We start from the raw sequence: 21,973 nt of genomic DNA, 5'->3' as shown, positions 1-21,973 counted from the left end.
CCACGCGGTCATGGCCCGGCAGTCCAGGTCGACACGTCCCGCCCGTTCACTCGGCCACGTACGTCCGCCGGGCCCAGTCGAAGACCCGGAGTTCGCGATCGTCCACAAGGGTGGTGTCCGGGCTGGCCTCGAAGTGCTCGTAACGGTTGCCACACAGGATCTTCACCGTGGTGGTGCTGGAGTCCGGGAGGTAGCGCAGCCGCTGTTCGTCAGCGATCGCCGCCTGCGGATCGCCACCGCGGAGGAACACGTTGGGAACGCCGTTCTCACCCATGATCACCCTCGTTCTCGCGACCTGTGATCCCGCACGTACGCCCGGGCCGGCGGTCGCGACAGCCGCCCGGACCACAATGATCCGCCGCTATTCGTGTGATTTTCCCCAGACAGTTGGGCCTGGGGCCGGAGAGTCAGCGGTACCGGCGGGGCCAGGCCTCAGACGGCCGGGACCGGCGTCTGGGTCTGGATGTGCAGGGCCTCGATCAGCTCCCGGTAGAGGGTGCTGCGTTCCAGCAGTTCGTCATGGGAGCCCCGGGCGACCACACGCGCGTCCTTCATCACCAGGATCTCGTCCGCGTCGAGCACGGTGGACAGCCGGTGGGCGATCGTGATGACCGCCGCCCGCTGCGCATGCTCCCGGACGGCGGCGTGGATGGCGGCCTCGGTGATGCCGTCGACCTGGGCGGTCGCCTCGTCGAGCAGGAGTACCCGCGGGTCGGCGAGCAGGGCGCGGGCGAGGGCGATCCGCTGGCGTTGCCCGCCGGAGATCGAGCTGTCGCTGAGCGGGGTGTCGAGGCCGAGCGGCAGGCCGTCCACCAGCCCGTCGAGCCTGATCTGCTCGAGTACCGCGTCGATCTGCTCGCGGGAGGCGTCCGGGTTCGAGAAGGTGATGTTCTCGCCGATGGTGCCGGGCACGACCGGAGTCTCCTGCTCGACGTAGGCGAGATGTTCGCGCACCCGGGCGGAGCCGAGCCGGTCGTACGGCACGCCGTCGAGTAGCAGCTCTCCCTGCTCCGGTTCGAGGAACCGCAGGATGAGCGCGAGCACGGTGGTCTTCCCGGCGCCGGACGGCCCGACGATCGCGACGTGGCCCCGGGCCGGGATGACCATGTCGAGCTGGCGCACCGCGGGTTCCGTGTCCGGACCGTAACGGGCGGTCACCCCACGCAGTTCGATCGCCGGGGGACGTTCGGCGGTCCAGAGGTAACCGTCCGGGTTTCCCGGCGCCGAGGTCGCCAGGGCGGGATCGGCGGGCTCGATCTCCAGCGCCTCCAGCTCGCGGATGCGCCCCGCGGCCGCGAGTCCGGCCTGCATCGCGGTGAGGTGGGTGCTCAGTTCCATGATCGGGCCGATCAGGCCGAACGCGTAGAGCAGGAAGGCGATGAGCGTCGACACGGGGAGGTCACCGGTCGACACGCGCCAGGCGCCGAATCCGAGGATCACGATGATCGCCCCCTGGACGCCGGACCAGGCGACCGTCCACACCAGCGCTTCGCGCCGCACCGCACGGATGCTCTGCCGGCGCGACTCGGCCGCGTGGCGCAGCAGGACGTCGAGCTGGCGCTGCTCGGCGCCGGCGGCCTTCACGGTCTTGATCGCCCGGAGCGTTCCCTCGAGCGCACCGCCCAGAGCGCCGAGGGAGTCCTGCGCCTTCTCCTGCGCGGTGGCGATCGCGGGCATGAGCGCCACGAAGATGATCACCACGATGAGCACGGCGGTGAGCGTGGCCGCCACCAGCGGGAGGTCCAGCACGGCCATGAGCACGATGGTCCCGACGAGCATGATCGCGCCGTTGACCAGCCCGATGATGCTGGACGAGGTCGCTTCGCGCAGCAGGAGCGAGTCCGACGTGACCCGGGTGACGAGTTCTCCCGGTGAGCGCCGCAGCAGCGGGAACACCTTGGCGCGCAGGAACCGGCGGATCATGCCGTCGCGCACGTCGTAGACGATGTGCTCGGCGAGGGCACCGAGGATGGTCCACTGCCACCAGCTGACGGCGGCACCGATGACCAGGAGCCCGACGAGAAGCAGAACCGGGGTCACCAGCGTGCCGCCCCCGGCGAGGGAATCCAGCACCCATTTGGTGACGAGCGGATTGGCGAGATTGAGGGCCGACACGAACAGCCCCAGCACGAGCGCGCCGATCAGCACCCGGGCCCGGGGACGGGCATAGCGCCACAGGAGCGCCAGCCGGCTCTTCTCCAGTCTGCGATCCAGCACGGTACGGGTCGCTTCTTCGGTCGTCCGCGAGTCACCCACCGAGCGATCGTACATTCATGTCCCAAAAACGACAATGGCTGTCCGATTGTCGAACTCGGGTTATTCTTTCCGCATGTCTGTGACGGCCACGGAGAGCTCCACACGCGAGCGCACTCGCCGCGCCATCCTCCTGGCCGCCATCGCGACGCTCATCGCGAAGCCCAACGCCAGCCTGGGTGAGGTGGCGGATGCGGCCGAGGTGGCCCGGAGCACGCTGCACCGCTACTACCCGAGCCGGGCCGCCCTGATCGCCGCGCTGAACGCGTTCGTGGACGCGGAGTACGAGGCGGCGGTCAAACGGTCCCGACCGGACACCGGCTCGGGTCTGGAAGCCTACGAGCGGTTGTGTGCCGAACTGCTCGACGCACACCAGATCTTCTACTGGTGGACGCAGAGCGTCCATCTGGAGGAGGACCGCAAGCCGGAGTACGACCCGACCGTGCAGGCGGTACTGCGCCGCGGGCAGGAGGACGGCACGATCGACCGCCGGCTCGACCCCGAGTGGCTCGAGATGAGCATCTGGCCCTCCCTGCTCACCGCCTACCAGTACGCGGTCACCAGCCACCGGTCACGGCACGAGGCACGCGAGATGGCCCTGCGTACCCTCATCAAGATTGCCGCGGCCTGAGCCGGGGCGGGTCCGGAACTCCCGCCTCAGCGGGCGAGCCGGTGGGTGAGTGCGGTGTGGCGGCGGCCGGCGCCGACGGTGCGGACGGCGGCGGCCAGCGCCCGCCGGGAGCCGACCAGGACGACGAGTTTCTTCGCCCGCGTGACGGCGGTGTAGAGCAGGTTGCGCTGCAGCATCATCCAGGCGCTGGTGGTGATCGGGATGACCACCGCCGGGTATTCCGATCCCTGGGAACGGTGGATGGTCATGGCGTAGGCATGGGCCAGCTCGTCGAGTTCGTCGAAGCTGTACTCGATGACCTCGTCCTCGTCGGTACGCACGCTCAGCGTCTGATCGTCGGTGGACAGGGCGGTGACGACGCCGACGGTGCCGTTGAACACCCCGGCCACGCCCTTGTCGTAGTTGTTGCGGATCTGCGTGACCTTGTCGCCGATGCGGAACACCCGCGCGCCGACCCGGCGTTCCGGCATGCCCTCCCGCGACGGCGTGAGCTGCTGCTGCAACAGGGTGTTCAGCGCGCCCGCCCCGGCCGGGCCGCGGTGCATCGGAGCCAGCACCTGCACGTCGCGCCGCGGGTCCAGCCCGAACCGTTTCGCGATGCGGGTGCAGGCGACGTCGACGGTCAGCGCCGCGGCGGCATCGGTGTCCTCGCACGGGAACAGGAAGAAGTCGCTCATCCCCTGCAGCAGCGGCGGCCGGCCGGCGTTGATCCGATGGGCGTTGCTGACCACCCCGGAGTCGGCGGCCTGCCGGAACACCTGGGTGAGCCGGACCCGGGGCACCACGTCCGCGGCGAGGAGATCGCGCAGCACCTCCCCGGCGCCGACCGACGGGAGCTGATCGACGTCGCCGACCAGCAGCAGATGCGCCCCGGGCGGGACGGCCTTGACGAGCTTGTTGGCCAGGATCAGATCGAGCATGGACGCCTCGTCCACCACGAGGAGGTCGACGTCCAGCGGGGTGTCCCGGTCGTAGGTCGGCTCCCCGCCGGGTTGCAGCTTCAGCAGCCGGTGCACCGTCGCCGCGGGCTGGCCGGTGAGTTCCGCGAGACGTTTCGCGGCCCGCCCGGTCGGCGCGACGAGCAGGATCTTCGCCTTCTTGGCGGCGGCGAGTTCGACGATCGACCGGACGGTGAAGCTCTTGCCGCAGCCGGGTCCGCCGGTCAGGACGGCAACCTTCGACGTCAGCGCCAGCCGGACGGCCTGCTCCTGCTCGACGGCCAGATCGGTGCCGGTACGCGCCTTCAGCCAGGCCAGTGCCTTGTCCCAGTCGACGCCGCCGAACTCCGCCATCCGGTCCGCGCGATCGCCGAGCAGCCGCAGCACCGAGCCGGCCAGCGACTGCTCGGCCCGGTGGAACGGCACCAGATAGATCGCCGGAACCGGTTCACCGTCCGGACCGGGTACCGGCTCGCGGACCACGCCCTCCGCCTCGACCAGCTCGTCCAGGCACCGCCGGGCCAGTTCGGCGGGTACGTCGAGGATCTGCACCGCGTCCGCGATCAGGTGGGGCGCGGGCAGGTAACAGTGGCCGTTGTCGGTGGCCTGCGACAACGTGTACTGCAGACCCGCCTTGACCCGGTCCGGGCTGTCGTGCGGAATGCCGACGGCCTGGGCGATCGTGTCGGCGGTCTTGAACCCGATCCCCCACACCTCGGCGGCCAGCCGGTAGGGCTCGTTGCGGACCACGCCGATCGAGGCGTCGCCGTACTTCTTGTAGATGCGGACCGCGATCGACGTGGACACCCCGACGCCTTGCAGGAACACCATCACCTCCTTGATGGCCTTCTGCTCGGCCCACGCGGCGGTGATCTTCGCGGTGCGTTTCGGGCCGAGTCCCGGCACCTCCACCAGCCGGCCCGGCTCGTCCTCGATGATCTGCAGGGTCGCCAGGCCGAAATGCTCGACGATCCGCTCGGCGAACACCGGCCCGATGCCTTTGATCAGCCCGGAACCGAGGTAGCGGCGGATGCCCTGAATCGTCGCCGGCAGCACGGTGGTGTACGAGACGACCTCGAACTGCCGCCCGTACTGCGGATGTGACGACCACCAGCCCTGCAACCGCAGGCTCTCACCGGGCTGCGCGCCCAGGAGCGCGCCGACCACGGTCAGCAGGGACGAATCGCCTCCGGTCGCGACCCGGGCGATGGTGTAGCCGGTCTCCTCGTTGACGTAGGTCAGCCGTTCCAGCACCGCTTCCAGGGAATGCGGGGAGGGGCGGGACGACGCAGCCACGGGCACGCCCACCATGGTGCCGTCGGCGTCACTCCGGCGCAAAAACCGGACCGGGCGGGCAACTCGGAAGAAAGACGTGACGACGGTCACACCCCTGGATCTCGGCGGGTCTGAGCCGCCGACGGTCCGCACCCGTTCTCATGGGTGATCGATCTACGCTGGTCGGTGTGCCAATTGGGGGCACACCTGGGTCTTGGGGTGGTGATGGTGATGGCGGTCGGGACGATTCTCAGCTTCGACAACGTGAAGGGCTACGGGTTCATCAGTCCGGAGGAGGGCGGTGATGACGTCTTCGTCCATGTGAACGACTTCGGCGATCAACGTCATGTCGTGAGCCGCGGGCAGCGCGTCGAGTTCGAGGCGATGGAGGGCAGCCGGGGCGTCAAGGCCTCGTACGCGAGGCTGCTCGACCCCGACAGTGCGGTCAAGGCCGGCGGCGAGGCCGCGCACGGCGACGACGGCGAATGCGACGTGCTGAGCACGGTCGCGTTCAAGAACGAGATCACGACGGTGCTGCTGGAGCAGGTGCCGACACTGACCGGCGCGCAGATCCTCCAGGTACGCCAGCACGTCCTCACCGTCGCGCGCTCGCACGGCTGGATCGAGGACTGAGGTAGCGGGCGCGTACCGGGGCACTCGCCGTCGCGGCTCGACCGGCGCGGTCGGGCCGGGACGGCGTTGCACTTTATGCCGTGAATCTCCGGTAATGCTGGATCGCGGAGTATTTCCTCCGTGGAAGGCATATTGCAGCGGTGTCATCGAGCCGGTCGACCGCTGCGCGCCAGGATCTGAAGATCAGCGATCCCCTCGCCGAGGTGCCGGTCCTCGCGCCGCACACCGCCGTCCGCGTGCTGCTCTCGGCCGATCCGGCGCTCGATCCCCTGGCGGACAAGCTCGACGACGCGGGGGCGTCCGTGCGGCGGGTGCCGTACCTGCTCGAGGACGAGCGGATCGGTGTGCCCTCCGCAGTGGAGGGCCGGTGCACGGAGACCCGCGAATGCCACCTGAACCGTCCCCGGCGGCAGGTGCTCACGCGCCGGTCGGGGGCGCACGCCCGGCCGGCCGAAGAGGCGTTCGACGCCATGTGGCGGGCCTGGGCACCGGCGGAGCGCCAGGCACCGTCACCTACTCCGGTCGCGCAGCTGGCGCCGGCGGAATGGGCCGGTTACTTCCCCTACCCCGAGTTCAACCCGGCGCAGACCCAGGCGGTACCGGACGTCCTCGGCGGCGACGACAACCTTCTGATCGTCGCGCCCACCGGCGCCGGCAAGACGGTCATCGGCATGACCGCCGCGCTGCAGGCGATCCTCGGCCAGGGACGCAAGGCGGCATGGCTGGTGCCGCAACGGTCGCTGACCGATGAACTCGACCGCGACCTGGATCTCTGGCGCCGGCAGGGGCTCCGCATCGAGCGGCTCTCCGGTGAACACCGCCTCGACGTCGACCGCATCCGCGACGCCGACCTGTGGGTGGCGACCACCGAGAAGTTCGAGTCGCTCTGCCGCACCGCGTCGTTGCGGGACGCCCTCGACGACGTCGGTGCCCTGATCGTCGACGAGGTGCATCTGCTCGGCGATCCGGCCCGGGGCCCGGTCCTCGAGGGAGTGCTGGCCCGGATGCGTGACCATCGCGTCCGCACCCGGCTCATCGGTCTCTCCGCGACGGTCAACAACAGCGCGGAGATCGCGTCCTGGTTGCAGGCCCGGCTGGTGCCCATCGCATGGCGGCCGAGCCGGCTCACCTGGCAACTGCCGATGATCGCGGGGTACGCCGACTGGAACGTCCGGGAGGCGGCACGTACCCGCATGGCGGCCGCCATCACCCGGACCGTCACCGCGGACGGTGGCGGCGTGCTCGTCTTCTGCGGCAGCAAACGCAACGTCCGGCTCACCGCTCTGGTGGTCGCCGCGTCGCGCGGGGCGGACGTCAACGGCGTCCACCCCGACGACGTGAAACAGGTACGCGAGGTGTGCCGCAGCGTACGGGTGGGCCTGCACTACAAGGGCTGGGAGGATCGCCTCGAGGCGGAGGACGACTTCCGCAACCGCAGGCTGGACGTGCTGGTCGCGACCTCCACCGTCGCGGCCGGCGTCAACCTGCCCGCGCGTGCGGTGGTCGTCCAGGACACCCAGATGGGCTTCAACTCCGTCGACGTGGCCACCGTGCTGCAGATGTTCGGCCGGGCCGGACGCATCGGCGCCGGGGAACAGGACGGCTGGGCCTTCCTGATCGTCGACGAGCACGAACACGGTGACTGGCAGGCCAAGCTGATCCGGGGCTACACCGTGCAGTCACAGATCCTGGCGAACCTCCCCGAGCAGGTCCTCAGCGAGGTCGTCCAGCGCCGGATCGCCACCCCGGCCGACGCCGACCGGTGGTGGGTCCGGACCCTCGCCCATCACCAGGGCAACCGCCGCCTGGGCCCGGTACGCGACGCCGTCGCCTTTCTCCGGCAGGCCGAGCTCCTGGCCGAACCGGCCGCCGCGGACCAGCCTGACCAGCTGGCACCCTCCGAACTCGGCACGGTGACCGCCCGGCTGATGATTTCGCCGGCGGTCGGCGACGACCTGCGCAGGGCGCTGCGCGAGGCACCGGTACCGCAGAATCCGCGCGACGCCGACCGCCTGCTCATCACGGTCCTCACCACCGCGGTGCCGAAACTGGCGCAGGCTACCGCCGGCGACAGTGTCAAGCCGGCCGTGGCGCGCCTGCTCGCCTCCCTGCCACCGGCGGACGAACGCCACCTTCGTGACCGTTCCGGGTCCACCGCTCCGGGCGGGGCACCCGGAGACCTCGCGCTGGCCACGCTGCTCGCCCATGTCGACGGCGAGCAGATCCCGCCGCCGCACCAACCGGTCGCCGGCATCCCCTACTCGGCGATGTACCCGGTGCTCGAGGAGGCCCCCCGGTACCTGCACTGGATCGGCTCCCAGGGACTTCTCGGGACGGTCCACCCCTGGTGCGCCGTCGCGGCGGCCGACCTCGGGCGGCGTCTCCGCTGGCGGCACTGCGGCACCCGGCGCGGCGGGGGCCGGCTGCTCTGGATGCTGGAGCAGATGGCCGACCCCGCCGACCTGGATCAGGCGGTGCCGGCGATGTGGCGGGCGGCGGCCGGCCGGGGGTACGCCGGCCCGGACTGGCCGGCCGGGCGCGCCCCCGCCGGCTGTGTCCTCGACGACCGCGAGTATCCGGCGCTCCTGCGGGACCGGGCCACCGACAGCCGGCTCACGGAGTACCCTCCGCACGCCTGGGTGACCGGCCCCGCCGGAGCGGTCGCGGTGACCTGGAGCGGCCCACACTGGCGGACGACCGGGCTACGCCGGGGCACCGCCGAAGCGCCGTATCCCGAGGGCGGTGGCCCGCGCGGGGCCGCACTCTTCACCCGGCGCGGTGACTACCGCGCCACCGGCTGGCTGTCGGCGTACACGCCCTAGCCGAACCTCACTCCGCCCCGACCGCCACCGGATCGGACCCGACCAGGTCGCCCGCCACGACGGCGGGGTCCCCGACCTGCTGCGCCGGGACGGTGAGCGTCGGGACGCTCAGCTCCGGGATCGCCGTCACGGCGTCCAATGACGACTGGATGGCCTCGGTGAGTGACGGCCACACATCGGTGTCGAAGTCCAGCTTCGTCACCTTGACATCGTCGGCGCCGCGCGACGTCTCGCGTCCGACCACGGCGTCCACACCTGCGTCCCTGAGGGTCTGAAGCTCATCGTCGGTGATCTCCCGGTTCAGAACAAGAGTGAACTTGTTTCCCACTGACTGCCACCTTCCCAGCTCACAGGCGCGCCGAAACGGCCTCCCGGCGTCGGTAGCCGGCAGGCCCAGTAAAGCGCCGGTGCGGCCGGAAGATCCCTAGGATCCGAGGCGGCTCACCGGATCTGGTACTCGCCGCCGCATGCCTCGGCGAGGGCCGGCCCGAACAACGTCGCCGGCGTGTACGCGCCGGGCCGTCCCTGCCCGTCCAGCAGCCGCCGGGCCACGGCGGCGGGTACCGTCGCCGCCCAGGACTGGGCTTCGCCGACCCGCAGCCAGCCCTCGCGGATGCTGCCGTCCGGCCATTCCACGACGGCGTGGCCCCAGGAGTGCTCTCGGGGCTTCGGCCGGGCCTTCGCCCGTACCCGGGCCAGCCGTCGGCGGGCGAACGAGCGCACCGGTCCGATCGCGAGCAGGGCGGTCGCCACGGGCAGGACCGCGCGGGCGACGAGGGAGGACGGGGCCTCGCTCGACGCGGCGAGCACGTCCGGGGCGCCGCTGGCCCGCTGGGCGGCCACCAGCTCCCCGAGCGGCATGCTCGCGGTGGTCACGGTGGAACCGTCGGGAAGGACCAGTTTCATCGGGTCGGCGGCGAGACGGGCGGGTGCGAGCCGTCCGGTGCGGTACCGGCGGCTCTGGAACCGCCCGCCGCCCGCCACTCCGGGGTTGCCCATCACGATGGTGCCGGCCAGCGCGTCACCGAGGACGCCGTCCTCGACGGCGAACGAGGGAACCATGTCGACCCGGACCCGCCGCGGTGCCGGCCGTCCCTCGCACAGCCGCACCACGAGGCTCTCGGTGGCGGTCACGCCGAATCCGGCGCCCGTGACGGCGGTACGCCCGGCAGCCGTCAGTTCCGCGTCGCGGCCGAGCAACGCCGTCACCGCCGCCAGGTCGTTGGCGAGGTCGAGGTAGTGGCTCGCCGGAAGGCACGCGTCCAGCAACGGCGCGGTCGTCTCGAGGAACGGTCCGACGGTGTTGACGACGACGGCCGGCCGCTCCCTGCGGATTGCGGCCGCGGTCTCGCGGACGGATGCGGCCACCACCGTCGGGAGGCCGCCGGCCGCCGCCGTGAGCCGCTCGCCGTCCCGGCCGACCAGCACCGGCTCGATGCCCCGGCGCCGCAGCTCGGCCGCGATCGCCCGTCCGCTACGGCCGGTGCCGCCGAGAATCCACACGTCATTCATGCACAGCTCCGCCCTGGTGCGGCACCCGCCCTGGTGACGACATGCCGTGTCATCACCGTACCGCCGACGGCACGGGATGTCATCACCGCTAGATTGGGGTCATGGCCCGATGGCGACCGGACGCACGCGAGCGCCTGCAGCAGGCGGCGCTCGAACTCTTCGCCGAGCAGGGCTTCGCCGCGACCACGGTGCCGGCGATCACCGCGCGGGCCGGCCTGACCACACGTACCTTCTTCCGGCACTTCGCGGACAAGCGCGAGGTGCTCTTCGCGGACGAGGCCGAGATGCCGTCCGTCGCGGCGCGGCTGATGGCCGAGGCGCCCACCGACGACCCGCTGACGGCGATCGTCGCGGGCCTGCGCATGATCGCCGAGACGCATTTCGAGGGCCGCCGGGACGCTCTGCGACAACGGCGCGCGATCGTGGCATCCGACCAGGGACTGCGCGAACGCGACCAACACAAGCGCGCCGCCCTGGCGCAGGTGGCGCGGGACGGCCTACGCGCCCGTGGCCTCGACCCGCTCCGGGCCGGCCTGCTCGCCGAGACCGCGGTGACCCTGATGTACGTGTCCGTCGCGGAATGGCTCGACGCCGACGACGACCGCGGGCTCTGCGACGTCATCGACGCCGCGCTCGCGACGCTGCGCGCGGAGTTCGAGGGCTGAGATCCGCGCCGGGCCGCGGCGGCGGGTCACTCGTCGGCCGGGGGCGTCAACAGGTAGTCGTCGGCATCGGCGCTCCAGGCCAGGTCGATCGCGCCACCCGTGGCCGCCGCCTTGGCGAACTGCAGGAAGCTGCGGTAGCCGAGCTTCTTCTCGCTGAAGTCCGGCGCCACCTTGCGGACCTGGTTCTTCAGACCGGACAGCGCCACCGCGCCGTTGCCGGCGGCAAGGTCGGCGACCACGTTGTGGAGCAACCCGAACGCCGCCTCCCGGTCGCCGTGTTCCGGCAGCGAGATCTCGGGGTCACCCTTGGCCTGGCCGTCGCTGAGTTCGACAACGTTGGTGCCGGCGAGATGGCGCAGCATCTCACCGAACGCCCGGAAGCCGTAGTCGGCCTCGTTGAACGTGGGGTCCTTACGCAGCAGCGTGCGCTTGAGTGTCGAGGCGGTCACCGTGCCGCTCGCGCTGCGCTGCATGCCGGACACAGTCTGGGCGACCAGCGTGGCCAGGGTGTCCAGGTCGCGGGCGGGGGCGTCGACGACCGGCTCAGGGGCGGGCTCCGCGGGGACCGGTTCCACCGCCTTCGCGGGAACCAGCACCGGCGCCGCGGCGGCCGGGCGGCTGCGGCGCGGCCGGGACGGCGGAACCTCCACGCCGTCCAGCCGGTCGTAGAACAGGAACTCGTCACAGGCCGGTGGCAGCAGGGCCGAGGTGGTCCGCTCCACCCCGACACCGATCACTCGCTTGTTCAGCTCCCGCAGCTTGTGCACCAGCGGAGTGAAGTCGCTGTCCCCGGTACAGAGCACGAACGTGGAGATGTACTCGCGCTCGAAGGCCAGCTCCAGCGCGTCCACCACCATCTTGATGTCGGCGGCGTTCTTCCGGGAGGCGCCCATCTTCTGCGGGATGTCGATGAGCTCCACGTGCGAGCGGGTGAGCATCCGGCGGTCCTCGTCGAAGTACGACCAGTCCGCGTACGCCCGGCGGACCACCACACGTCCCCGCTCGGCGAGAGCGTCGGCGACCGGCCGCAGGTCGAACGTCATGCCGCCGAGGTGATCGCGGGCGCCGATCGCCAGATTCTCGTAGTCGAGGAACACGGCGATGCGCTCTTCTTGATCCACGCGCCTCACCCTACCCGTGCATCGCCCGGCACCCGGCCCACCGGGAACCGCCCGTCGCCGCCCCGGAGGACGGCCTCCCCCGGCCGGCGCGACCCGGGCGGCCCATCGCCCGATCGGCCGGCGGACTCAGCACGCCTCCCCCGCGTCCGCCTCGGCGATCGCCCGTTGCAGCGCCTCGCCGACCTCCGGTGACGCCGCGCCGGTCACCGCTCGCGCGATCTCCCGCAGCTGCGTCACCTGCTCGCGGGTGAGCACGTCGAAGACCAGCCGGCGGGCCTCCCGGACATGGCCGGGCGCCGCGGCCACCAGCGCAGCCATGCCCTCGTCGGTGAGAACCAGCTCGGTGGCCCGTGACTCGCCGGTGATCACCCGCCGGCGGACCAGGCCCTGCTGCTCCAGCCGGCTCGCGGCGTGGGACAGCCGCGACAGCGTGCCGCCGACGAGTTGGGCCAGCCGGGTCATCTGCAGGGCCCGGTTCGGTGGCACGGACAGCTGCGACAGCATCGAGTACTCGAAGAAGTTGATCCCCGAATCGCGCTTGAGTTGCGCGTCGATCGCCGGCGGAACGCTCATCAGCATGGCCACCAGCGTCATCCAGGCGGACCGCTCGGCATCGTCGAGCCACGGCGTGGGACCAGTCACACGATCATTCTACAAGCAGACTTTAACGTTCAACTCAGCTGGTGGTGGGGAGATCGGCACCCATGGAGCCGGCCTCGCACGGCGTTCGCCGCGGCGATGCCCACCGCGTCCTGACGTCCCGGCTCAGCCCAGTTTCGCACGGACCGCGGCGGCGTCCGGGTGTCCCAGGTCGTCGAAGATGTGCAACGCCCGGCGATAGCTGGACCGGGCCGCGTCCCGGTCGCCGAACGCCTCCTGGCAGTCGCCGAGATGGGTGAGGGTCTCGGCGATGGAAGGGCGTGCACCCAGCCCTTCGAAGAGCTCGATGCTCCGCCGCAACGCCGCTTCGGCCCGTTCCCGGTCGCCCAGATTCCGGTGGGCGAAGCCGATGCTGTCCCAGGTCGCCGCCTGCGTATAGCGGTCATCGGTGTCCCGCAACCGGACCAGCGCCTCCTGGCAGGCGGCCAGGGCGTGCTCGTACTCGCCGAGCTGGGCGCTGTGGTAGCCGACCGCGTTGAGCGCCCACGCCCGCTCGATGTCCCGGCTGTCGGGTGCGAACAGGGCCAGCGCCCGCCGCGCCTCGTCGAGGGCGCTTCGCGGGTCGGCGCGATGATCGAAGATCCGCGCCAGTCCCAGGCGCGAGGTGGCCTGTCCGATCTGGTCGCCCGTCTCGGCGCTGCGGGCTATCGCGGACCGGTAGTGGTCGGCCGCCTCATCGAGGCGGCCGAGGCCGGTGCAGGCACGGGCGATGGCACGGTGGGCGACGGCCTGACCGTCGCGGTGGTGCTGACGCAGCGCCGCAGCGAGCGCGGTGTGCTGAACCGCCAGCAGTTCGTGCCAGAGGCCGCGCCGGTCGAGGTAGTTCCACAACGTCCAGGCGAGTTGCCGGCTGTGCGTGTCGTGGCCGTCCGCGTCGGCCTGCTCGATCGCGCCGCGCAGCACCGGATGGTGCACGCCGAACCAGGCCAGCGCCGCGTCCGCGTCGGGGACCGGCTCGACGATCGTCGCGGCGGCCGGCGGATCGAGTGCGATGACGCGACGGGCCGGGTTGATCAGCCGCGCCGCGGCGTGTGCGGTGTGCAGGTAGTGGTCGAGCATCCGCACCGTGGCGGCCCGGCGCTGCTCGTCCGAGTGATGCAGGGTCACCAGTTCATGCGCGTACGCGCGAAGCAGATCGTGCAACGCGAACCGACCGGGTGCGATTTCGGTCAGCAGATGGGCGCCGGTCAGCTCGTCGAGCAGGTGCCGCGCCCCGGCCGCCGGCAGGCCGGCCAGGCTGGCCGCGGCCGGCACCGAGATTTCCGGGCCGGGGTGCAGACCGAGCAACCGGAACAGGTCACCGGCGGCCGGGTGCAGGGCCAGATAGGACCACGAGAAGACCGATCGTACGTCGGACGCGGCGCTGCCGGTGGCCAGGGCGTTCAGCCGATGCCGCTGATCGCGCAGTTCGTCGGCGAGTCCGGCCAGCCGCTGTCCGGCCGTGGTGGCCGCCCGGGCCGCCACGATGGCAAGCGCCAGCGGCAGCCGCGCGCACCGCCCGATGATCTCGGTGACGGCATCCGGCTCGGCGGCGATCCGGCGGCGGCCCAGACGGGCAGCCAGCAGGTCGCCGGCCTCGGTGTCGGAGAGCAGGCTCAGCGGCAACGAGTCGGCGCCCTCGGTGGCGACCAGGCAGACGAGCGGGTCGCGGCTGGTGACCACCACCAGGCAGCCGTTGCCGGCCGGCAGCAGCGGGCGCACCTGGTCGGCGTCGCGCGCGTTGTCGAGCAGAATCAACATCCGCTTACCGGCCAGCATGCCGCGCAGCAACGCCGCCTGCGCGTCCGGATCGGCCGGTATTCGAGCGGCCGGCGTGCCGAGCGCCTGCAGGAACCGGCCGATCGCCTCGACCGGGCTGACCGCGACCGACGACGGGTCGAAACCGCGCAGGTCGACGTACAGCTGACCGTCCGGGAAGCGGGCCCGGACGCGGTGCGAGAAGTGCAGCGCCAGCGAGGTCTTGCCGACGCCCGCGGTGCCGGTGATCGCGATGAGCACCGACGTGCCCCGGTGATGCTCGTTCTCAGCCAGCGTGTAGAGGAGGTTCAGTTCAGCGTGCCGCCCGGTGAAGTGCCGGACCCCGGCCGGCAGCTGCGCCGGACCTTCGGCGGCGCCCGCCGGTGTTCCGGGAGTGCTCGACCGGCTCGCCGGGCGCTCGCCGCGCAGGACGACGCGGTGTGCGTCGCGTAGCTCGGCGCCCGGGTCGAGGCCGAGTTCCTCGTTCAGCCGGTGCCGGATGCCGTCGAAGACCTCCAGCGCGGCAGAGGTCCGCCCGGCCTCGGCGAGGATCCGGATGAGCCGGGCGTGCAGCGGCTCGTGCAACGGATGCTCGGCGGTGAGGCGGCGCAGCCACGGCAGGGCCTGCTCCGGCCGACCGGCCGTCGCGGCCAGCTCCGCGTGCCGCATGGCGGCCACGACCAGTTCCTCGGCGATCGGCGTGAGCAGCGGATGCCCGCGCAGTTCGGGAACGTCGGCCAGCGGTTCGCCACGCCACGTCTCCAGCGCGGCGGTGAGCAGTTCCCGCTCGGCGGCCGGGTCGGCGGCGTAGGCGGCCCGGCGGGTCAGCGCGCGGAACGCGGCCAGGTCCGACTGTTGTTCGCCGAGGTGCAGGCGGTAGCCGTTGGCGACGAACTGCAGGCTCATCTGGGAACGCCCGTCGGCCCGCTCCGGATTCAGCAGTGCCCGCAGCCGGGAGATCCCGCTCTGCACGGCACCGGCCGCGGCCCGGTGCGGCTCGTCCCGGCCCAGGAGCCGGGCCAGGTCGGACACCGGAACCGTGGTACCCGCGGCGATCGCCAGCCGGGCCAGCAGGGCGCGCCGCCGCCCGCCGCCCAGCGCGACCTCCCGCTCACCGCGCCGAACGGTGAGCGGGCCGAGCACGCCGACCCACACCGGTCCGGACGGCTCCACCGCCGGGCCGGCGTCGGCGAAGGACAGCCACGCCGCCGCCACGCCGGCGTCCAAGCCGAGGGCGGCGACGAGCGCCTGCACGGACTCGGGGCGCGGTTGGCTGGTGCGACCCTGCTCCAGGTCGCGTACGGCGGCGAGGCTCAGCCCCGCTCGCGCGGCGAGTTCCCGCTGACTGAGCCCCGCGGCCGAGCGGCGCAACCGCAACCGCGTCCCCAGCATCCCGTGTTCCTGCACGGCCATACGGTAATCGCCGGGCGCCCCGGGGGACGTGGCGCGACGTCCCCCGGTTGCGCAGATGCGCAAACTACCAGTTGGTTCGCTTCCCGATCGTCCAGCTGTTGCTCACCGTCCACGGTGCGCCTGCACCGCCGTAGATACCCACATTCCCGCCGTACGTGGACACCTTTCCGTCATGCGACGCGGTGTGATAGCCCTCGACGTTCGCACCGCCCTTGAGCCCGACCGTGGTCGTCCTGGCGCCTTCGGTCTGCCCGTAGAAGTCGCCGTTGGAGAGGAACCCTCCGGCCGACGCACTGATCCCGAAGGACGGTCCGACCCCGTGCGACCAGGCGATGAGTGGTCCGAAACCGTTGTTGTCGTGCGCGAGGCAGACCGACAGGCCGACGTTGAAATAGGCCGCGGCGGAAACGTTGGCGCAGGCGCCGACGGTCTGCACCCACCCCTTCTCCTCCGACCGGCGCATCTTCTCCGACATCTCCTTGCTGGCCGGCCCCATCTTGGGGATTCCCCGGCCGCCCGGCGGAGCATGCCGGTTCTGGCGCCGCTGCTGGCCGGCCGGCGTGCCGCAGAAGTTGAAGTCGTTCCGGGTACACGACTTGCCGCCCTCGACGTCGTAGACGAAGCCGTCCTCGCCGAGCCAGCACACGTTGCCCTTGTTGTCCCGGTGACAGTCGGTGACCGGACCGAGGACCTGGACGCCCGCACCGGAGCAGTCCTTCGTGGGGCCGGAGGTGCTGCCCTCGATCGCACTGTAGGAACAGCCGCGGTGCTTCTCCACCACCCCGTTGTTCTTCTTGTAGGTGGACTGCGTCATGGTCCGCTTCTTCACCGGCAACCCACCGGCGCCGCGCGCCGGCTCCTCACGGACCTCGAGCACCGTCTTGACGTGCACCGGTTCCTTCGGCTGCGGGTTCGCGATGCAGTCGCCGTCCGGGCACTTCACCCGGCCGTCCGGGTCCGAGTCGGTGACCGGGTTGGCCCCCGCGTACGTGTATCCGTTGAGCGACTGCGGATCGCCGGAATCCAGGATCGGATCGACCGAGATGAACCGGCCCAGCTTCGGGTCGTACTCACGGGCGCCCAGATGGACCAGGCCGGTGTCGTCGACGACGCCGTTGACGAACCCACGCCGCGAGTTCCAGGCCGGTTCCGGTCCACGGGCACCGCCGTAGGGCAGGGACCGCCGCCGGGTGACCGTCATGGTGGCGCTGTCCACGCTCGCCACGCCGGTGCTCTGGTGGTCGGCCACCTGCCACGAGACGCCCTGGGTGGTCCGGGTCGCGACCACCCGGCCGGCCGCCGCGTACGAGCGGACGCACGTCGGCGTGTTGTCGCCGGACACCGTGCACTCCCCCTCGGGCAGGAACAGCGTGGTGCCCTTCGGACCGCGTTCGATCAGACGGTTGCCGTCCGCGTCGTAGAGGTACGAGGTGGTGGCGCCCGACTCGGCGATCGACGCGAGGTGACCCTCGACGTCCCAGGTGAGCGTCTGCGGCCCGGTCCGGCCGGGACGGGTCAGCAGGTTGCCGTTCTCGTCGTAGGTGTAGGAGTCCGTGCGGTCGACGCCCGGCCCGGTGGTGCGTACCGAGGAGACCGCGTGGGTGCGCGGCTTGCCCGGTTCGGGGTAGGACGACGTCTGGGTGGTGTTCCCGGCCACGGCGTGGTTCACCTCGGTCACCCGGTTGCCGGTGCTGTCGAACGTCCAGCTCTGCCAGTAGGGCGCCGGGCCGCCGAGATTCGCCGCCGACGCGCCGGTCTCGCAGTCGTCCTGTTTCGGCGTCCAGGCCTCGCGGAGTCGTTCCAGCCCGTCGTAGCGGAAGCACTGCAGATCGTCGGGCCCGCTGTTGTACTGGCTGGTCCGGTCCGCGATCCCGATCAGGTTGCCGGACGGATCGTAGGTGTAGTGCGCATCCGTGATCACCTCCGGGTTCACGTCGCCGTACCCGGCGTGCTCGACGACCCGGCCGGTCGCCTCGTGGTACGCCCACTCCTCCAGGAGGCTCTTGCCGGCGGTGTTGGTGCGGACCGAGATGCCCAGCCGCCCGGCCTGGTCGTAGATCGCGTCGGTGAGATAGGCCGCCGCACCGGTGAGGCTCGTGGGCTGTCCGGTCGCGTTGTAGCCGTAGCGCAACGTCTCGGCCGGCAGACCGCCGATCGCGGGCAGCGACGTCGTGTCCGGCGAGCCGTCCGCGTTGAAGGTCTGCGACGTCCGGTAGGTGCCGGCCAGCTTGCCTTCCGCCTCCGGGACGGTCAGCACCGTGCCGGTCGGCCGGCTCTCCTCGTCGTACCCGGAGAACGCCGTCCGGTAGGCGTGGTCGCCGACATGCCGGGTCGACGCGGTCGGGTAACCGTTCAGCAGGGTGTCGTACTCCCAGGACACGAGCTTCGGCCCGTTCACCGTGTCCTGGTGGACGCTGGTCCGCCGGCTCAGGTCGTCGTACCGGTACGCGATCCTCTTGCCCCGCGCGTCGGTGAACGTGGCCAGCTGATCCCACTGGTCGTAGGTCCGCGTGGTGACGCCCTTGTCCGGGTCGCTGGTCGAGGTCAGGCGGTCCCGGTGGTCGTACTCCCAGCGCCAGGTGTTGCCCGCCGGGTCGACGAGGGTGGCCGGTTTCCCGGTCGCGGTGTACGTGTACCGGGTGCGCTCGAACGACCCGCCGACCGTGTCACCCAGGTACTGCCGCAGCTCGCTCTGCTGGCCACGCGCGTCGGTGTACAACGACGTGGGGGTGCCGCCCCGCGGCGGTGTGGTGTCGGTGTGGTCGCCGCCGTGGGCGAACGTCGTACGCCACAGCTCCTCGCCGGACGCCCGGAGGATCTCGGCCGTCTTGCGCTCCGCGGCGTCGTACTCGAACCAGGTGGCCGACGGCGGCTCACCCTTGGACACGAACAACGCCCCGCTCGGCGCACCGGGCATGAAGTACGGCGCGGACTTCTTGCGTATCTTGCCGCGCGAGTCATAGCCGGAGTCGGTCACCATACTGCCGCCGCCGACCGCGGGCATCTGCGTCTGCCGCTCCCGCATCAGACCGTCGTAGATCTGGTACGAGGTCAGGTATCCGTCGCCGGCCGCGTTGAGGCGTGCCACCGAGGTGACGGTCGGCGCATCGGCCCGCACGTCGTAGCTGTACCTGCTGCTCGGTGTCTGATCGGAGTCGCGGCCGGGCGTCCAGACCGCGGTGACCCGGCCCAGCGCGTCGTACGCGGTCTGGGTCCGCCGCCCGTTCACGTCGACCGCCAGCGTGGTCCGGCCGAACCCGGGATCGACGGTCGTGCTGGTCTTCCAGCCGAGCGGATTGGTCTCCTCGGTCCGGGTCAGCGGCCCGGCTGCCGGGAGGTAGGTGACGGTCGACCTACGGCCCCGCTCGTCGAACGTCTCGGTGGCCCGGCCGTAGGCGTCGTACGCCGCTCGCATGGTCTGCCGGAAGACCGGCTCGCCGTCGTTCCAGCCGACCATCTGCTCGACCTTTACCTGGTCGCCCTTGCCCACACCCGGCCCGCCGTCGTAGGCGACGCGGATCCGCGACAGCGTGTTGCTGGCCCGGTCCGGGGTGGCCGAGCAGCGCACGCCGACCGTCTCGATCTCGGCGGGATAGGCGAGTGCGTGGGTGTCCGGGTTGGCCGCGTACGTGGTGCGGGTGCAGCGGTCGTCGTCGGGGGTGGTGATGTCGCCGGCATCGTCCTTGCGGGTGATCCGGCCGGTCGGGTGGGCCGACCCGTCGTCGTAGTCGAAGGTGTTGTCGACCCTGGTGGTCCGCCACCCCCGGGCGCCGTCCAGCGCGGTCTTCACGGTGGTCGCGGCCACCCCGGTCACGTACGCCTCGACGACCACGCCGTTCCGGTCGCGGGTCGCGGTCGGGCCGTGTTTCCACGGGTCGTGCTTGGTCTTGGACACCACGGGCGCGGCGTCACCGGTGCCGTTGTAGACGATGGTCTCGCGAACCTTCCCCTGCTGCCACGCCGAGTCGGGCAGGGCGACGCCGTCCGAATCGGTGACGCTGACGTTCCGCGTACGTTTGTCGGGCAATCTGTCGCCGTGCATTCCGCGGAAGTACAGCGTGTCGGTCTGGGACCGGGTCTGGCCCTCCGCTCCCTTGATCACGCGTACCCGGCCGTAGCCACGCCACTGTCCCCACGACCGCCGTTCCGGCTGCACGAACTCGGCTTCGTCGTAGTGCCAGGCGGGATGGTCCAGGTACTGATAACCGGTCACCGCGGTCGGCGCCGCGCCGGTGCGATCCGTCTCGGTCACGCTGGTCACCACGTACTTGTGGAAGTAGTCGAAGCCGGGTTTGGTCTGCCCGGGCCGGGTCCAGTACACCGGGAAGCAGCGCAGGGTGCTGCTTTCCGGGTTCGCCGGCATGCGGCTGCCCAGCACGCAGTCCGGTGCCGAGTAGTTCACGCCGATCACCCCACCGGTCGCGGTCTCGATGGACGAGACGCGGTACCGGATGATCGGTTCCAGGGTGCTGGTCCGGTCCACGCGGTTGTTCAGCGGCACGCCACCGAACTTCACGTCCGGCAGTGTCGCTCTGCCGCCGGAGAGCCCGGTCTGCCCGATGGCGCTGAGCCACAGCACCTTCGCCCGGCCGTCGCCCGGGTCCTTGTAGACGTGCCGGAGTGTCCACTGTTCCACATCGGACAGCTGGTCGCCGCGGAGAACCTGGGTGGTCACCGTGGCCAGTCGCTTCTGGGTCCAGAAGGTCGGCGCGTACACGCCCACGCAGGTGGCGGTCGAGTCGCACAGCTGGTCCATCGGTACGTCCGGCCAGTTCGCCGCGTTCGCCTTGGTCAGCGTGCACGTCCCGCCGGGTGTCACGCAGCGGTCCGCCGTGCCGAACTGGGCCCGCATCGGCACCGGCCCGGCGAACCGGCTGTCGACGCCGCCGTCGCGCCGGGTGCCGTAGTCGATCCGGTTGATCGTGCCGCCCCGGACGTACCGCGACACCGTGTTGTCGGTCTTGTTGCGGGCATAGCTGTTCCACTCGACGTCGTACCAGATCGACATGGAGTTGCCGTGCGGGTCGACGACGTAGTCCAGGTTCCACCGGTAGGCCTGGTCGCACCAGGACGCCGCGAAGCCGGACCCGTTGTGGCACCGTTCGCCGGCCTGGTTGCCGAACACCGGGACCTTCCAGGCGCTCGACGTACGCTGATCGTCCGGGGCACCGGGCAGCTTGCTGAGTCCGAAGAAGTACTGCACGCCGTCCGTCGTGGTGACCCGCCAGTGCTCGCCGTTCCAGACGCCGTTGTCCGCACCGAAGAGCCGCTCCACCCTGGTGCCGTCGTCGTTGCGCAGCCGCCAGCGGTCGGGGTTGCCCTGCTCCTGGATCAGCTCGCCGCTGTGCGAACTGAGCGCGAGCGTGGCGTTGTCGCCACCCCAGCACAGGTCACCGACGCCCGCCTGGCCGTCGTCCGCGCAGGGCTTGTAGCTGCGCGACACCGCGCCGGACCACAGGTCGAAACCGTCGCCGGCCCACGAGGGCTGATTGTTCGACGCCGCGGTCCGACCGTCCAGGCTGCCCGAGCTGTAGCCGAGCGCGAGCTGCGGTGCCGGCCCGCCCAGCGGCGGCGGCGTCCGCATCGGGTAACTCCAGTTGAAGTCACCACTCGATCCGCCGGCCGACCAGGTACCGGACGCCGCCGGGCTGGACGCGGTGAAGTCGCCGCCGGACCCGGCGGGTCCGGATTCCAGCGCCAGCAACGTGTTCGTGCCCGCCAGCGCCACCTGCGCCGAGGCGACGCCCTTCACCGGATCGTTGGCGGTGGCCAGCGGGACCGGCCGGCAGGCCGGGTCGCCCGGCCGGTCCGCCCGGCATTCCGGCACCTGCACCAGACGCGCACGGGACGCCCAGTCCCCACCGTACGCGTCGCGGAAGCCGGTGTAGTCCACCTCGACCGAGACGTCACCGCGGCCGGGTGCGGTCAGCCGGATCAGCGGACCGGTCACCTTGGCCCGCTCCGACTCGGCGCGGCCGAGCGTGGTCACGGTCACCTGCTCAGGCGCCTCCTTCGCGGCCCGGGCACCGACCCTGACCGGCAGCCGGCCGGCCTTCCGCCCCGGCTCGCCGGACCGCGGCGCGACCTGCGCCGACCCGGTGACCGGCCAGTCCACCGCCGGCGCTGCGGTCAGGTTGTGATCCGCCGACGGGTCGACCGGCGGCGGCGCCACCTTCGCGTAGGCGCCGGGTTGGGCCTTCATCGGCTGGAACGCCGAGGGCCTGTCCGCCGCCTGTGCCGCCTCGGCGAACACCACCACGGACGGTGCCAGCAGCACCACTGTCAGAGCCCGGATCGCGGTTCGGAACCGCAT

General features: G+C 71.4%; 13 protein-coding genes. 4 read left to right on the top strand and 9 right to left on the bottom strand.

What is annotated here, in order from left to right; translation table 11 throughout:
• Positions 1-46: 46 nt before the first annotated feature.
• Both LDL48_RS30740 and LDL48_RS30735 read right to left on the bottom strand, forming a co-directional pair.
• On the bottom strand, positions 47-274 hold the full coding sequence (locus LDL48_RS30740) for a DUF5988 family protein (RefSeq protein ID WP_225258618.1): 228 nt from the start codon (positions 272-274) through the stop codon (positions 47-49).
• Between the two features lie 158 nt (positions 275-432).
• A complete protein-coding gene (locus tag LDL48_RS30735) occupies positions 433-2,256 on the bottom strand; it encodes an ABC transporter ATP-binding protein (RefSeq protein WP_225258616.1) in 1,824 nt (607 codons plus the stop codon).
• A 73-nt stretch (positions 2,257-2,329) separates the two neighbouring features.
• Here LDL48_RS30735 and LDL48_RS30730 point away from each other — a divergent pair, with 73 nt between their 5' ends.
• On the top strand, positions 2,330-2,884 hold the full coding sequence (locus LDL48_RS30730; RefSeq protein ID WP_225258615.1) for a TetR/AcrR family transcriptional regulator: 555 nt from the start codon (positions 2,330-2,332) through the stop codon (positions 2,882-2,884).
• 26 nt (positions 2,885-2,910) lie between these two features.
• Here the strand turns inward: LDL48_RS30730 and recD2 are convergent, their stop codons facing one another.
• Entirely contained in the window at positions 2,911-5,124 is a 2,214-nt protein-coding gene (recD2, locus tag LDL48_RS30725) for an SF1B family DNA helicase RecD2 (RefSeq protein WP_225258614.1), read from the bottom strand.
• 138 nt (positions 5,125-5,262) lie between these two features.
• Here recD2 and LDL48_RS44270 point away from each other — a divergent pair, with 138 nt between their 5' ends.
• Together LDL48_RS44270 and LDL48_RS30715 are read left to right on the top strand one after the other, a co-directional pair.
• Positions 5,263-5,730 (top strand): cold-shock protein, encoded by a 468-nt coding sequence (locus tag LDL48_RS44270; protein ID WP_308016511.1) that lies wholly within the window; start codon positions 5,263-5,265, stop codon positions 5,728-5,730.
• A 140-nt stretch (positions 5,731-5,870) separates the two neighbouring features.
• Complete coding sequence (locus LDL48_RS30715; protein ID WP_225258613.1) at positions 5,871-8,552, top strand: DEAD/DEAH box helicase; 2,682 nt, start codon at positions 5,871-5,873, stop codon at positions 8,550-8,552.
• Between the two features lie 7 nt (positions 8,553-8,559).
• On the opposite strand, the gene LDL48_RS30710 is transcribed toward LDL48_RS30715, so the two are convergent.
• Both LDL48_RS30710 and LDL48_RS30705 read right to left on the bottom strand, forming a co-directional pair.
• Positions 8,560-8,880: a hypothetical protein gene (locus LDL48_RS30710; protein WP_225258612.1), complete on the bottom strand. Its 321-nt coding sequence runs from the start codon at positions 8,878-8,880 to the stop codon at positions 8,560-8,562.
• Between the two features lie 113 nt (positions 8,881-8,993).
• Complete coding sequence (locus LDL48_RS30705; protein ID WP_225258611.1) at positions 8,994-10,064, bottom strand: saccharopine dehydrogenase family protein; 1,071 nt, start codon at positions 10,062-10,064, stop codon at positions 8,994-8,996.
• Between the two features lie 101 nt (positions 10,065-10,165).
• Between LDL48_RS30705 and LDL48_RS30700 the strand changes: the two genes are divergently transcribed.
• A complete protein-coding gene (locus tag LDL48_RS30700) occupies positions 10,166-10,729 on the top strand; it encodes a TetR/AcrR family transcriptional regulator (protein ID WP_225258610.1) in 564 nt (187 codons plus the stop codon).
• A 26-nt stretch (positions 10,730-10,755) separates the two neighbouring features.
• On the opposite strand, the gene LDL48_RS30695 is transcribed toward LDL48_RS30700, so the two are convergent.
• The 4 genes from LDL48_RS30695 to LDL48_RS30680 all read right to left on the bottom strand — a co-directional run bounded on the left by LDL48_RS30695 (position 10,756) and on the right by LDL48_RS30680 (position 21,973).
• Positions 10,756-11,850, bottom strand: a complete 1,095-nt coding sequence (locus tag LDL48_RS30695; RefSeq protein ID WP_225258609.1) for a PIN domain-containing protein — start codon at positions 11,848-11,850, stop codon at positions 10,756-10,758.
• A 126-nt stretch (positions 11,851-11,976) separates the two neighbouring features.
• Positions 11,977-12,492 carry a MarR family winged helix-turn-helix transcriptional regulator gene (locus LDL48_RS30690; protein WP_225258608.1) on the bottom strand — a complete coding sequence of 172 codons (516 nt, stop codon included), beginning with the start codon at positions 12,490-12,492 and terminating at the stop codon, positions 11,977-11,979.
• A 123-nt stretch (positions 12,493-12,615) separates the two neighbouring features.
• Positions 12,616-15,654: a BTAD domain-containing putative transcriptional regulator gene (locus tag LDL48_RS30685; protein ID WP_225258607.1), complete on the bottom strand. Its 3,039-nt coding sequence runs from the start codon at positions 15,652-15,654 to the stop codon at positions 12,616-12,618.
• A 70-nt stretch (positions 15,655-15,724) separates the two neighbouring features.
• Entirely contained in the window at positions 15,725-21,973 is a 6,249-nt protein-coding gene (locus LDL48_RS30680; RefSeq protein ID WP_225258606.1) for an RHS repeat domain-containing protein, read from the bottom strand.

The organism is Jidongwangia harbinensis (genome assembly GCF_020216025.1).
Lineage (GTDB): Bacteria > Actinomycetota > Actinomycetes > Mycobacteriales > Micromonosporaceae > Actinoplanes > Actinoplanes harbinensis.
Note: the sequence above shows the minus strand (reverse complement) of the source record. Positions and strands in the feature narration are given on the sequence as shown.